The organism is Cohnella sp. (assembly GCF_041640265.1).
GTDB lineage: Bacteria > Bacillota > Bacilli > Paenibacillales > Paenibacillaceae > Cohnella.
Map to the genome: position 1 here is coordinate 32,147 of NZ_JBEQAP010000025.1, position 13,000 is coordinate 45,146.

The window sequence follows — 13,000 nt, forward strand, 5'->3', positions numbered from 1 at the left end:
AGGATGCTATTGCAACTATTCTTTTGAAGTTTGCAAGCTGATAAACGGAAAGCCCAAAGAGGGCCGCAACAGCCTGCCCACCGGCAATCTGCCACAGCCCCCAAACCCACCGTCCGCTCTTACTTGGCAAAGCGATGAGAACCGACCGTATCGACCACCGTAAGACTGGACCAGAACGTACCCTTGGTTACATTAGGATTATAGAAATAGACGGCATCCTCAACATTGTTTTTGCCGTTCAATGCGTCCTTGGCAGTGCGCAACGCGTTTGCTTTCGGTACGCTTCTATCCAATAACCCGTTATGAGCGGGCGGGAACTGCTTTCCGGAATAGATCACATCCCTGATTGTTTTCGGAAACCTTGAGTCCCTCACCCGGTTAAGAATAACATTCGCTACCGCTAACTGGCTTTCATAGGACTCATTCCCAGCCTCGACCTGCGTAATCTTAGCCAGCAACAGCCGATCTTCTTCAGTGAAAGGCTCCGCTTCGTGGCTAAAAATGGACGGGATCACTACACGAAGCTTCGTGCCCGGGTCGATGCTGATCTTACTGTCCAGACCATTGCGTTCTAACAACTCATCATTACTGCTGTCAACCTGCTTGCTGATCTCAGTCAAGCCGAATTGCTCCGTCACAACGGCCATTGGAACCGTTTCAAGCCTAGCAATCCGCTCCTCCTCGTTCCAGCTCACCTTCGCATGCAGCAGTTCCGCGGTGTCACGTAACGGAATATACATCCGCCCTTCTACTAGAAATGGAAATGCATCCATCACATATCGCGTGCCATTAAAGTAGACGACCGGCACGCCGTTGCCTAATACAATGCGATCTCCGTACTCGGTATGTATCGTAGCTTCTTCATTGTCCTGATCCCAATTGACTTGTGCCCCGAACATCTTAGATAATTGCGCGACAGGCAGATACAGTCTGCCCGACATTACTCTCACAGGATCAGTTAATTGTACGTCTTTCGCGTCCAATTTGATCGTTACATTTTCCGCTGCAATCAACTTCCCCTGCGCGGCAATCGCGGTAAGCGGCATTGTTGCCAACAAGAGCAGAACCCAGATCGTAATGAGAATAGGCTTGTCAATGCGCTTCTTCATCTTCTGTTCTAGATTCATATCGGACTCCTCTCGATAACCTCTTCTTTTTTCAAGGTATCTGAAACGAGCATAGCTGTAAAGGTTTATGAGATTTATTTCATTTTGTCGCGCCATAAAGCTATTGAACGAAAAACCCAAAGAAGAGCTGCAACAGCCTGCCTCCCAGCAACCTGTTGCAGCTCTTCAACCCGGTCACGCTGCCTCTCCACACTTAATCTTCCCCGTCGCGATCGGATTCTCGCTGTACGAAATCCAATCGCTCCGCTGTCTACAACGTTTACCTTGGGGCAAGGTCAATCAAAAGTTAAGATGAACTTGTACAAGTAGAGAACCCTCACCCTGCGCGCCAAAAATCGTTCAATGAGGCTCCGGTTCAACAATTGTGTTATGCTATGAACATGGGAATACTTCGGAGGTAGACAGACATTGATTTCAAAACTGCTTAGAAAACTAAGTTACTATTTTTTAAGGATGATACGCAACACAGGCGGTAATCACGCTATTGCGACCGGCCTTGTCATCGGCTTTTTTCCCTGCTGGTTCCCCACATTCGGGGTGGGGATGATATTTTCAGTGGGGCTTACCCGGTTCGCTCGGGGCAACGTTCCGGCATCCGTCCTATCTGCCACTATAGGATCCTTGATGTGGCCGTTTCTATTTTATTTAAACTATAAGATCGGCTTAATTCTTCGCAGTATCGTGGTTTCAAATCCTGTTCAAATTAATGAAGAACTCTTTGGTCCCATGGCTGAGACCGATTACGAGGAAACGGCTGACCAACTGGGTACGCTCGGCAGCATCGGAATGGACTTTCTTGTCGGGTCTGCCTTTAACAGTATCCTGTTTACTGTTGCGGGTTACTTTGTGATCCGAGCCGTTCTCAACCGATATCGCTTACCCTTGCTCACGTTACTCAGAAAAAGACGCAGAAACAAAAGTAAAATTCGTTGATAACCAAAATATTAATAGCGAGTTTCATAAATTTCTTCTTTGCCCATCCAGACGGAACCTAATTTTTTTAGTCCCAGCAGAGTAGAGACAAAGGAAAAGACAATGTGTCCTAGCATGACGCCAGCCAATACATCCATAACAACATGCTGCTTAACGAATACCGTTGATACAATAATAGCCCCTGCAAAGAATCCTATGACTACGACTACCCGAATGCGAATCGCCGGACTTTTTCTGGCAGCAATGAAAAGAAGGTAGCTGGACAAGCAGTGAATACTCGGAAAACAATTGTAGGGAGCGTCGTTTTGATATACAAACATGACCATTCGACTCAACAGATCGTTGTCCTGCATTTCTAATCTAGGGACCGTCGTTTGAAATGTTAAATAAATTCCGTAGCAAATTAGTACGCTTCCTATATAAGCAAGCAATGTATGAAAGTAAAGTCTTCGGTCCTTAAAATAGAAATAAATAAGCGTCAAATAGAGAAACGGCATCCATACCATGTAAGGAATAATAAAATACTTGAGGAAAGGAATCGTATCATCCAGATCCGTGTACAAGGTTCTAGGTAATGGAGGCTCGCGATTTATCGTCACATAGATCAGACCTAACACCGGAATTACAAGTATCGACCAAAGTGGATGGAAGAACAGCTTTTTCATCGTGTCTTTCCTTTCCTTTTGCGGAGTCATGGAGGAGCAATCGGTATTCAGGTAGAAAAGAAGAGCGCCGACACTTGATGATTGACTTTGAAGAGCATTTACCGTAGTTCCAAACCCAATTGTATCATAAAAAGGTGGCTTCACGGCCTTTGGTTTGACTCCGTGTTGACTTCAGCCAAATAAAATACAGAGCAACGGCAATTATCTTGCCATGCTCTGTATTAAAGATCTACATCCTGCTATTGGCTTACCGCCTCTTACTCGTCTCCTGCCAGGGACATCTCAACCTTAATCTGCCCGCGGCAAAATTGATTCAACTCTTTTAAGTTTTATCCAACGAATTTCACTCACTTCATATGTTTCAAGTTCATTATTAAATTCTGTTTCCGTACCTAATAACATCTCAGATTTAATGTAATCTAAAAAAATTACATCCGTTAGTTTTTCCCCATTCTTTAATTCAACAGTAATAACTTGTCCTTCATTCAACTCATTCAGGAACGGATATTTCTTTTTAGCCTTGTTTCGATCTTTTTGTTCTCTTTGACGTTCAAACTTTTTTTCAATGGCGATATCCACAAATATCATTACAATTGCCCATATTACTAAATACCACCATCTGAACCCTTTCAAATAGGTAATGGCTATAGTACTGGCAGAATACATCCCTAACTTTAATAACCAATATTTCATTTATTGCGCCCTTTCTAAATCGTATCCTTAATTCCAAGTAATATCTTTGGATAACAGTATATACAAAGCAAAGGCGGGAAATCCTTCGCGCATAGGATTCCCGAACTTTTTTCTCAGATAGAAGAGCACGCGCTCGGTTCATGGTTCCAGAATTTTTTTTTGAAACCAAGGTGTCCGTTAATCGTATTATTGTTTAATTAGATGCATTCCAATTGTATAGAGAACTCAAACTCCAAAGGGGAGTAACTGTCACAATAAAGTCGTCAATACGAGAGCGATCATCAATCTCCGGCTTTATTGGCATTGCTGTAATGGCACTGTTAGTGAGACCTTTGCCTGGTTTTGGCGAAGGTCTCTTTATTTTTGGAAAAATCATGCGATTTGTGCATCAATATCAATCAAAGGGGATGAAAGTATGGGATTCGAATTATTAATGGAGTATGGATGGGTATTGCTTATCCTGATCGCGCTTGAAGGATTACTAGCAGCCGATAACGCCCTTGTATTAGCGGTTATGGTGAAACACTTGCCTGAGAAAGAACGAAAGAAGGCTTTATTCTATGGTCTAACAGGGGCGTTTGTGTTCCGCTTTGCTTCGTTATTCGTCATATCCTTTTTGGTGGATGTGTGGCAGGTGCAGGCAATTGGAGCGCTTTATCTGCTGTTTATTGCAGCGAACCACATTTTTCGAAAGCTCATTGTTAAGAAAGCTGAAAATTCCGCAGAGCAAAATGCGGGGATAAAAAAGAAACCAAGCGGGTTTTGGATGACCGTTCTCAAGGTCGAGATCGCAGATATTGCATTCGCCATTGATTCCATTCTAGCAGCTGTCGCGCTTGCTGTTGCGCTGCCTACAACGACTTTACCAACGATTGGTGGAATGGACGGCGGGCATTTCATTGTTATATTCCTAGGCGGTTTTATTGGCCTTGTGATCATGCGTTTCGCCGCGAACTTATTCGTGAAGCTGCTGGAGAGCAGACCTGCGCTGGAAATCGCCGCCTTCTTCATCGTCGGCTGGGTCGGTGTTAAGCTTGCAGTTCATACGTTAGCACATCCGTCTCTACACGTGATTCCGCACGATTTTGCAGTATCGACAGGATGGAAGATTACATTTTATGCGGTGCTTCTGCTTATCGCCATAACCGGATGGTTCCTATCTGGACACAAGAGTAAACTAGTAGAGAAGGTCAATGTCTCCAGAACTGAGAGTTCAGCAAGGACAACAGGTGAACCAGCTCAAGAAAACTAAGTAAGACGGCGACTTCATGGGCTTGGAGCCAGGGAACAAAGGCCGGAAGTCCTTCAATGAGGATTTTCGGCTGCATCGTCGTGATCTCATTATAGGCGTACTTCTTCATTTGACCGGCCCCATGCTTTTCACCTTGACCTTCACATTTATCTTTATATCCGCTTCGGATAACGCTTCGCCCCAATCGTCCTGTACCTTTTGCCACTCCTTGTATTCATGGGCGCGCGCGTAAAGCCCCAATCCGATCGGGTCGATTTTATGCTTTTGGATCTTTTTAATCAGGTTCTCGAATTGCTTATCGAGCTGCTTTTCGATCATCTTTTCCAGCTTGCCGCTCTTTTTCTCTACATCGAACGGGAACTCGCGTTCCGATAAAGTGATGTAAGATCTGATTCGAATATTAAATTGAAAACGGCCGTCACGGTATGCCGTCTTTATTTTTGTTTTCATATCAGCAAGGGTAAAGCTTATGACATTGGTATCAAAAATTCCGCCACCGCTCTTCTTCATCTGGGGAAGCCGAAGCGTGAAGGGAAGCTCTTTCTTGATTTGCTTCTGCAGAATCATCAGCAATACATTTTCCTGAATTCGCAGGGTATCGACATACTTTCCTTTCTCAGTGAGCAGGGCGGTTCCCTTCAATTCAAGTTTCTCGTCGATTTCCAGATCACTAATGGTAGGGGTGCGTCGTCAACACCGTCTCGTGTCTATTGCTTGCTGATTTGATCATCTCGTACAAGTGAATGGAAAGATGAGGTACTTCCGGGAACCTCTTAAAAATCACTTGCGAGACCGGGCCATTGACATATACGACGTCGGCGGTTATCGCATTTTTTGGATCACGAAAAAGGACGTCCAATAAGGGAAACCAGTCTTTATGCTTCAGCAGCCGTTTGCCCAGAAGAACGATTTGCAGCTTTCTTCCGCTGGAAGCACCTTCAAACATATCATCAATTTTCATCCTTGACTCGCGAAGCGATAAGGCCCTTACTTTGACAGGAATTTCCTTCACCTTCGCATCTTTATGGTAGATAGGAACCATATCATATATCAACAGGTTGTTATCTTGATCAAGATCAAGACCGGTTACCAAGACGAAGGATGTATCTTCCAAATCCCTTCGATCCCAGTAACCCGGCAGAATGAGAACGAGCAACAATACTAGCGGAATGAACAATAGTCGCTTCATGAGAGCACCTTTCCAAGCAGCATAAAGCATCCGCCCCTGCTTGTTTGTTCATTTGCCATCCCCCTTTGGACGGCTAGAACCTTGTCGATCCGTTTGAATCGCTCTTGCGCCTGTAGGACGCTTATTCATTTTCCATACAGGCAAGCGGAAGAACGTATCTTTCCAGTCGGCAAAACGCATTGGGGCGAATGGACTGCCGTACGGCGTGCCGAGCGATTCTAACGAAACGAGATGTGCCATGAGGAGCATCATCCCGATGATAATACCGACAATGCCGAACATAAAGGTAATCAACATCATCGGGAATCGCAGGAATCGAACGCTGGAAGACATATCATAATTAGGCAGGATAAAGGAGGCGATCGCGGTAAAAGAAACAATGACAACCATGATATTGCTGACAATGCCGGCTTGAACGGCTGTCTGGCCAATGACTATGCCCCCCACGATTCCTACCGTCTGCCCAATCGGAGCGGGGAGACGGACCCCGGCCTCGCGCATCATTTCAAGGGTGATCTCCATCATCAAAGCTTCTACGATCGGCGGAAACGGAACCCCTGCTCGCGATTCTCCGATGGTTAACAACAGAGTAACGGGTAAAAGCTCATAATTGTACGAAATCAATGCAATATAGAAGGACGGCAAAAAGAGGGCGACGAAAAAGGCGAAAAATCGGAGCATTCGCAAAGAAGAGGACACCAACCACCGTGTGCCATAATCATCGACATTCTGAAAAAACGTTGAAATCGATGCCGGCACAATAATTAACGGGGGACCCATCAATGACGACCATGATTCTGCCCTGTAACAGTTGGGAAGCGGCCGCATCCGGACGCTCTGTTGAAATGAACTGCGGAAAGGGAGAATACGGGTTGTCCTCAATAAACTCAGCCAATTCTCCCGAACTGACGATCGCGTCCACATCCAATTGCGCAATGCGGTCTTCCAGCTCTTGCAGGACTTCCGGATTCGCCACATCAGCCAAGTACACGAGCAAGATTTGGGTTTTTCCTCTTGCTCCGACCCTAAGCTGCTTGACCTTCAGTTCCCGGTTTGGAATATAGCGTCGAACCAAGGCAATGTTCTGCCCGATGGTTTCAACGAAGCCTTGATGAGCTCCCTTTAAAGAAGTCTCCAGCTGCGGATCCTCGATTGCCCTTTGCGCTGGCATGTATCTCTAACAATGAGCTTCGTTCAGTAATGGATGATTATCTTAAATCGAGGGATTTCAATGGGTCTGTATTAATCGGGAGAAAAGGACAAGAATTGCTTACAAAAGGATATGGATTGGCTAATTTTGAACATGAGGTCCTCAACACACCCTCAACGAAATATCGGGTAGGTTCTATCAGTAAACAGTTCACAGCAGCGTCTATTTTATTGTTAGAAGAACGAGAATTGCTGCATGTTAAAGACACCATTGCAAAGTATATTCCTAACTTTCCAAATGGTGATGCAATTACGCTTCATCATTTAATAACTCATTCTTCTGGATTACCAAACTTCAATCGACTCCCTGATTTTTCGGATATCAAAGGAATTTATTCATCTCTAATCAGCACGATAGATCGCTTCAAGTATCTACCTTTGGAGTTTTCTGCAAAATTCCGGTCTTGATGATTATAAAACCATCCTGAAAAACCGTGCCTCTGGTTATGAAGTAATAGACATCCGCTTGAAGAATTCTGAGTTTATTGACATGTCTATCCCTAAAGGAGCAGGCAGCCTTTACTCCACCGTGGAAGATCTCTACTTGTGGGACCGGTCTTTATACACAAATAAAATATTAAATAAAACATCCCTTGGAAAACTTTTTACAGGCTACTTAGATAACTATGGTTACGGATGGTACATTGATCAAATATCAATCAAAAACGTCATAAGAAAAAGAATACATCATTCGGGAGGAATATTCGGATTCCAAAATCAATTCCATCGATATGTTGATGATGACATTACGATTATTTTATCCAGTAATATCGGAACATCGGATGTTTATCCTATAAGTCTTGATTTGGCATCATTTTTATTTGAAGAATGAATTCATCAATTCTGTTGACTTCTTGTTGATTACAATTTCAATGATTAAATATCATGTTGACTTTTGGCCAAAAACTCACCCAGACAACGTTTTCCACTATGCTCTGTATCAAACTCAGCATACTGCTATTCGTCTTTAATCCTTACTCTTCCCCCCGTCGCTACCGGATTCTCCGCATAAGAAATCCAATCGCTCCAATTTTAGGATTTCCTCAGGGTACCATCTGCAGGTATGCTGGGCATGGGTGGGAGACGATCATTAGGAAAGAGTAAGCGTAATTTCTCCTTTTCCGTCACGACAGATTATCTCTGCTTGCGCTCCGTTAATTAAGGTGACTTGTGGGGGAACATGACCGATATCCACTTCATAGATAACCGGGATATCCATAACGCCAAACACACCTTCTAAAGCATCTATAAGTTCGAAATTTTTACGAGGTAAATATCCTGCCGCTCTGCCGATCAGGACACCATTCGTATTGTTGAACCATCCACATACTTTCATTTGCCAAAGGTGTCTGTAAATGTCTGCCGCGTTCATTTCGCAGCTTTCCAAGAACCATACGATTCCTTCGTCTTGACAGTACGTACTGGAAAAGTGTTCTATTGGTGCATATGGAGTTCCTACCAGAATGGATAGTGTATCTAAGCACCCGCCAATTAGTCTTCCGCTAAAACGCGTATCACCGCTGTTGCGACCCAACGTCTTCCATTTAGTCGGCGTATCGGGTGCAGTCTCCCATGAGGAACGGTAGAACATAGAGGAGTATTGTTTAATAAACCCATTAGACCCGGTACTGAGAACATCAAGCCATTGTGAAGTCACGCTATCGATTTGTTCGGAACCTATATCAACATAGTTTGGACCATGTGCTGTAGCGTGTCCTGTAAGCAATGTGTATGCAAAAGTAAACGTGCTAATATCCGAGTAACCCAGAATCCACTTGGGTGGTTGATTCCTTAGTAATGCCCAATCAATCAATGGCAATATTTCCATTAAGAATTCGCCTCCCCACGGAGGAACGACGGCCTTAATGTTGTCTTCAACTAGATATCTTTCCAATTCGTCGACTCTGGCTTCTTTACTAGCACTTACACACTTGTCATTTGTCCAGATCGTGTGGCCTTCAATAATTGTAAAACCTAACTTTTCTAGATTAACTTTTGATTTCATTAATAAGTTGTGAAGTCCTTCTTCGACACCACTGGATGGTGCAGTAACTGCAATGTAGTCTCCTTTGCTAAGAGCCGCGGGATAAATTATTTTCTCCATATAATCACCCTTCATAACGAACCAAATCCGCTTGAGACGCGGTCTCTCGGCTTACACTCTTCCACAATGGCAACAGGGTTATCACGAAACGAGAACACTTGATCGCATATCTGGAAAAAGGTACAATTAGCTTGTACAATTGAATACCTTGGGTGGGCATAGTTTCCCTTCGAAAGGAGGTGAAGCTATGGAAGTAAAAGACGCAATTCTCATCATGATCGGATTCTCTACATTTGTTATTGCTCTTTTATCCTACATCGCAAATAACTACAAGAGAAAGTAAAAACCCACCCCAAGGTTAGCTGCCAAAGGTGGGTTTTTGTCGCTGAACTTGAAGGGACATCCCATCCAAGCCAATTGTATAGGCCGAGTGTTACCAGCACTCGGTCTTTCTACTGTCATATTAGCATATGGGCTCGGGTAAGACAATTACTTAGGAATTCTCTTTTCTGTTGACTTCTTGTTGATTCGATTGTAAAAACCTAACCTAACAAAGTGAGGGGCTCCCAGCCTACTGCTTGCCTATACAGATTGTAAGAACACTTTCTTGGTTCAACGACTTGCCGCAAGTATACAACGAATGAGTGTTGACACCTTGTTGACTCAAAAACCCTGAGATATATCGCCAAGGTATTTACTTTGCGCGGTAATGTATACAACCACCGTATACTACTATATGTCTTTCGCCTCTTCTTCGTCTCCTGTCGTCACCGGATTACCCGCATAGCTAATCCAATCGCTCCAGCTGCCCGCATACAGCTTCACGCGTTTAAACCCCGCCGCCCGCAGCGCCAGCACGTTCGGCGTCGCGGTAACCCCGGAGCCGCAGTACACGATGATCTCATCATCGTCCTGCGCCACATCCAACCCCGCCCCCGCGAACCGCTCGCGCTGCTCGTCCGCGTTCTTCCATGTGCCATCGGCCCGCTTGGCCTCGCCCCAGAACAGATTGATCGCGCCCGGGATATGCCCGGCGACGCGATCGATCGGCTCGACCTCCCCGCGATAACGCGGGGCCTCGCGCGAATCAATCAACCTCACACCCGGCGCGCCCAGCTTCGCCTTCACTTCCTGCATATCAGCCAGCATGTCCGGCTTCACTTCAGCCACAAAATTCTTCGGAAATATAACCTTCTCCTCCGAAGAAACAATCAGCCCCGCCTTCAGCCATGCAGCGGTGAAGCCTTCCTCCAGCACATAGACGGAGGAATGACCCAGATAGGTCAGCAGCCACCACAATCGCGAGGTCATCGCCCCGCCTTGATCGTCATAAGCAACGACTCGACTATCGTTGCTAATCCCTGCTTGCCCCAGCCTCTTTGCTAATTCGGCAACGTCCGGCAACGGATGACGTCCCCCATGCTCGCCCACAGGCGCGGAAAGATCCTTCTCCAAATCCAAATACACAGCGCCTGGAATATGCGCTTCTTCATAGGCTTGACGTCCCGCGTCAGGCTTGCCTAATTGAAATCTGCAATCTACAATAACCAAATCCGGCTCATACAATCGCGCCAACAACCACCTGACGGAAACAAGCTGCTGCATACTTGGATAACCACCTTTTTAGAATTTTTAGGATGTCGATGTTGATGGAACTTGTTTAGTCTCTCGCTTGGACAAGCTGCTGCATACTTAGATAACCGTCTTTTATAATTTTTTAGGGTGACAATGGTGATGGAGATTGTGTGAGCTTCCGCTCAGGCTTAGCCGCCATAAGAGCCCATAAGATCACCGCCAGCATAACCACCGCAAAACCTGCAAACAGCCAGCGAGTCGCATCGGCGCCATTCTCGTCCAGGAACCAGCCTGTCAGCCTTGGCATTAACGCACCGCCAATTCCGCCGAATGCCATCATGAGACTCGTCGTTCTCTCCGTCATTCCGGGAGCCGCCCGGTTAGCGAATACAAGTGCAATCGCGAACATCCCAGACATCGAGAGTCCCGCGCAGAAGGTCAACACAAACGTCGCCCACACGCTTTCCAGCCCGCCCATCAGGATGAATAAAACCGCCGTGGCGATACACGTGACCAGCATATAGACCCCGCCGCCCCATCGGTCTGCCGCATGGCCGGATACCAATCTGCCGATAACCATCGCCCCCCAGTAAATACTCAGAGACAACGCAGCCGTAGAATCCGATAAACCATTATTGTGGACAAGCAAAGAAGGCAGGTAGTGAACAAAGCTCATTTCAAAGCCCACATAGATCGCGAAAAATAGCGCACAAGCTGCAAGCACCGTCCAAGCTTGCGCCCGCGATCGATTCCCGGCAGGCGTTTTCCGCTCGGCCTCATCGGCTGCATGTCCTCCCGAGCGGTCCAATATTTTCGGCCAATAAAGAACCCATAACAATAACGCAGCCGCCGTCGTGACGCCAACAACTCCAAAAGCCGCCGCCCAATGACCGCTAGATATTAAAGCAGCGCCCGCGAATGGCATGAGTAAAGCGCCTACGCCGAAGAACACTTCCACTCGGCTCATAGCCACATTAGCATTACCGACCGCCGCCCCGATAATGAAGGAGCCTACAACGGCTTCCGTTCCGAATCCTAAGCCGGCGAAAGGCGCCGTAGCCAGCATGGTTTCCCACGAAGGCCCGAGTACATATATCGTCTGAGCAACAACCATGATGGCCAGTGCCGATAATAACAAAATCTTCTTCCCTATACGTCCAATCAGCCAAGGCGCAAGCATGATGCCGACCATGCCGCCTAGGAATTGATTCATAACGAGCTGGCCTCCATCGCCGTACTGAATGCCATATGCGGTAACCATCGGTTCCATAACTGTACCGATGACTAATTGACCCAATCCCACTGCTAAATATGCGATACAACCTAAGAAGACTAGCCGAGCCATGGTTCATTTTCCCCTTCAAACACCTAAGTTTTTCACTTGAACATCATACCACTTTAACATTCGTACCAAGTATAAACGGCTGACGCCGTCCTTTCACGGCGTACAACGCTTATGTCGGAGACGATTCAGGACAAGTATAGCTAATTATATACTTTCTGAATCGTGAATAGAAAAGCCGAACCCCAAGAGGTCCGGCATAGTCAGATCAATTGATGTAAATACCGCTTAAATAGCAGCTTCCTTGTAGGGACTTGGCGGAGTCGGCAGAGGTGCCGAGGCTGAACGGGTAAGCAAGTCATTATAGAAATGCCCTAAAGCTGTGTAGAAATAGGGAGCCAGCCATAGCAGCCCGATTCCGAACGTAACACAACTCAGTAAGAACCATCCGATAAAAGTAAGCCCAAGTACGAACAGTCTTCCTTTATGCCCGACCATCATTTCCTTGCTGCGGTTGATAGCCTCTAAAGCGCTAATTCCCGGGTTATCCTTTAATATGTAGTAGGCTTGTGAGTAACGGAAGGCCGCGATAATGCCAGGTATGATAAGCAGTAGAGACCACAGGAGAACAAAAATAGTGCTAAGCAAATATAAGAGGAACGTATCAACGAATCTGCCAAAGCCGCTGAACAAATCTGCCGTCTGTGGATTCTCCCTGCGCGAGATGGACAAATAGAAATTCAACACGCCGAAAGTCAAAGCCCCCGTTACGATCCAAACTCCGATCCAGCCGATAATCGGAATAGCCGATAGCATTCCGCATGCACCAATGATGACGTAATACAGCAGAAAATGAAGCACTGCACTCGTCCAATTTCCAGACAAACTTTCTCTTGCACTTGCGCGAATCTCAGCACTTGTTGGCATCCGACTAATTCCACCTTTTGGTATAATAAAATACTTTTTACCCTATGATTCTACACAATATTACTTCAGATGTCGTTTATTTACAATCCATTTTTATCCTACCT

Annotated in this window: 14 protein-coding genes and 1 pseudogene; 5 read left to right on the forward strand and 10 right to left on the reverse strand. The window is 45.9% G+C overall.

Annotation, left to right across the window (positions count from 1 at the left end):
- Positions 1 to 119: 119 nt before the first annotated feature.
- A complete protein-coding gene (locus tag ACESLK_RS17700; RefSeq protein WP_373231025.1) occupies positions 120 to 1,127 on the reverse strand; it encodes a cell wall hydrolase in 1,008 nt (335 codons plus the stop codon).
- 408 nt (positions 1,128 to 1,535) lie between these two features.
- Here ACESLK_RS17700 and ACESLK_RS17705 point away from each other — a divergent pair, with 408 nt between their 5' ends.
- Positions 1,536 to 2,060 (forward strand): DUF2062 domain-containing protein, encoded by a 525-nt coding sequence (locus ACESLK_RS17705; RefSeq protein WP_373231026.1) that lies wholly within the window; start codon positions 1,536 to 1,538, stop codon positions 2,058 to 2,060.
- 11 nt (positions 2,061 to 2,071) lie between these two features.
- Here the strand turns inward: ACESLK_RS17705 and ACESLK_RS17710 are convergent, their stop codons facing one another.
- Both ACESLK_RS17710 and ACESLK_RS17715 read right to left on the reverse strand, forming a co-directional pair.
- Complete coding sequence (locus ACESLK_RS17710; protein WP_373231027.1) at positions 2,072 to 2,869, reverse strand: phosphatase PAP2 family protein; 798 nt, start codon at positions 2,867 to 2,869, stop codon at positions 2,072 to 2,074.
- Between the two features lie 144 nt (positions 2,870 to 3,013).
- On the reverse strand, positions 3,014 to 3,418 hold the full coding sequence (locus ACESLK_RS17715) for a hypothetical protein (RefSeq protein ID WP_373231028.1): 405 nt from the start codon (positions 3,416 to 3,418) through the stop codon (positions 3,014 to 3,016).
- Between the two features lie 415 nt (positions 3,419 to 3,833).
- Between ACESLK_RS17715 and ACESLK_RS17720 the strand changes: the two genes are divergently transcribed.
- Positions 3,834 to 4,670, forward strand: a complete 837-nt coding sequence (locus ACESLK_RS17720) for a TerC family protein (RefSeq protein WP_373231029.1) — start codon at positions 3,834 to 3,836, stop codon at positions 4,668 to 4,670.
- Positions 4,671 to 4,775: 105 nt separating this feature from the next.
- On the opposite strand, the gene ACESLK_RS17725 is transcribed toward ACESLK_RS17720, so the two are convergent.
- The 3 genes and pseudogenes from ACESLK_RS17725 to ACESLK_RS17735 all read right to left on the reverse strand — a co-directional run.
- Positions 4,776 to 5,312, reverse strand: coding sequence for a Ger(x)C family spore germination C-terminal domain-containing protein (locus tag ACESLK_RS17725; RefSeq protein WP_373231030.1), 537 nt, complete (start codon positions 5,310 to 5,312; stop codon positions 4,776 to 4,778).
- Between the two features lie 28 nt (positions 5,313 to 5,340).
- Positions 5,341 to 5,859 (reverse strand): Ger(x)C family spore germination protein, encoded by a 519-nt coding sequence (locus ACESLK_RS17730; RefSeq protein WP_373231031.1) that lies wholly within the window; start codon positions 5,857 to 5,859, stop codon positions 5,341 to 5,343.
- 48 nt (positions 5,860 to 5,907) lie between these two features.
- Positions 5,908 to 7,021: pseudogene (locus ACESLK_RS17735) on the reverse strand (spore germination protein); the annotation flags it as partial.
- 38 nt (positions 7,022 to 7,059) lie between these two features.
- Here ACESLK_RS17735 and ACESLK_RS17740 point away from each other — a divergent pair.
- Positions 7,060 to 7,476, forward strand: a complete 417-nt coding sequence (locus ACESLK_RS17740) for a serine hydrolase domain-containing protein (RefSeq protein WP_373231032.1) — start codon at positions 7,060 to 7,062, stop codon at positions 7,474 to 7,476.
- Between the two features lie 82 nt (positions 7,477 to 7,558).
- Positions 7,559 to 7,900 carry a serine hydrolase domain-containing protein gene (locus ACESLK_RS17745; protein WP_373231033.1) on the forward strand — a complete coding sequence of 114 codons (342 nt, stop codon included), beginning with the start codon at positions 7,559 to 7,561 and terminating at the stop codon, positions 7,898 to 7,900.
- A 258-nt stretch (positions 7,901 to 8,158) separates the two neighbouring features.
- Here ACESLK_RS17745 and ACESLK_RS17750 read toward each other — a convergent pair whose 3' ends face one another.
- Complete coding sequence (locus tag ACESLK_RS17750) at positions 8,159 to 9,172, reverse strand: S66 family peptidase (protein WP_373231034.1); 1,014 nt, start codon at positions 9,170 to 9,172, stop codon at positions 8,159 to 8,161.
- A gap of 187 nt (positions 9,173 to 9,359) precedes the next feature.
- Between ACESLK_RS17750 and ACESLK_RS17755 the strand changes: the two genes are divergently transcribed.
- The gene (locus ACESLK_RS17755) at positions 9,360 to 9,455 is read left to right on the forward strand and encodes a putative holin-like toxin (protein WP_373231035.1); all 96 of its coding nucleotides are present in this window, start codon (positions 9,360 to 9,362) and stop codon (positions 9,453 to 9,455) included.
- A 389-nt stretch (positions 9,456 to 9,844) separates the two neighbouring features.
- Here ACESLK_RS17755 and ACESLK_RS17760 read toward each other — a convergent pair whose 3' ends face one another.
- The 3 genes from ACESLK_RS17760 to ACESLK_RS17770 all read right to left on the reverse strand — a co-directional run bounded on the left by ACESLK_RS17760 (position 9,845) and on the right by ACESLK_RS17770 (position 12,896).
- Positions 9,845 to 10,717 (reverse strand): sulfurtransferase, encoded by an 873-nt coding sequence (locus ACESLK_RS17760; RefSeq protein ID WP_373231036.1) that lies wholly within the window; start codon positions 10,715 to 10,717, stop codon positions 9,845 to 9,847.
- Positions 10,718 to 10,829: 112 nt separating this feature from the next.
- Entirely contained in the window at positions 10,830 to 12,032 is a 1,203-nt protein-coding gene (locus tag ACESLK_RS17765) for an MFS transporter (RefSeq protein ID WP_373231037.1), read from the reverse strand.
- Positions 12,033 to 12,257: 225 nt separating this feature from the next.
- Positions 12,258 to 12,896, reverse strand: coding sequence for a DUF975 family protein (locus ACESLK_RS17770; protein ID WP_373231038.1), 639 nt, complete (start codon positions 12,894 to 12,896; stop codon positions 12,258 to 12,260).
- Positions 12,897 to 13,000 lie beyond the last annotated feature (104 nt).

Excerpts from the sequence above, each read along its gene's own strand:
- ACESLK_RS17700 (WP_373231025.1), bottom strand. The coding sequence starts at position 1,127 with ATGAATCTAGAACAGAAGATGAAGAAGCGCATTGACAAGCCTATTCTC.
- ACESLK_RS17715 (WP_373231028.1), bottom strand. The coding sequence starts at position 3,418 with ATGAAATATTGGTTATTAAAGTTAGGGATGTATTCTGCCAGTACTATA.
- ACESLK_RS17720 (WP_373231029.1), top strand. The coding sequence starts at position 3,834 with ATGGGATTCGAATTATTAATGGAGTATGGATGGGTATTGCTTATCCTG.
- ACESLK_RS17730 (WP_373231031.1), bottom strand. The coding sequence starts at position 5,859 with ATGAAGCGACTATTGTTCATTCCGCTAGTATTGTTGCTCGTTCTCATT.
- ACESLK_RS17740 (WP_373231032.1), top strand. The coding sequence starts at position 7,060 with ATGGATGATTATCTTAAATCGAGGGATTTCAATGGGTCTGTATTAATC.
- ACESLK_RS17745 (WP_373231033.1), top strand. The coding sequence starts at position 7,559 with ATGTCTATCCCTAAAGGAGCAGGCAGCCTTTACTCCACCGTGGAAGAT.
- ACESLK_RS17750 (WP_373231034.1), bottom strand. The coding sequence starts at position 9,172 with ATGGAGAAAATAATTTATCCCGCGGCTCTTAGCAAAGGAGACTACATT.
- ACESLK_RS17755 (WP_373231035.1), top strand. The coding sequence starts at position 9,360 with ATGGAAGTAAAAGACGCAATTCTCATCATGATCGGATTCTCTACATTT.
- ACESLK_RS17760 (WP_373231036.1), bottom strand. The coding sequence starts at position 10,717 with ATGCAGCAGCTTGTTTCCGTCAGGTGGTTGTTGGCGCGATTGTATGAG.
- ACESLK_RS17765 (WP_373231037.1), bottom strand. The coding sequence starts at position 12,032 with ATGGCTCGGCTAGTCTTCTTAGGTTGTATCGCATATTTAGCAGTGGGA.
- ACESLK_RS17770 (WP_373231038.1), bottom strand. The coding sequence starts at position 12,896 with ATGCCAACAAGTGCTGAGATTCGCGCAAGTGCAAGAGAAAGTTTGTCT.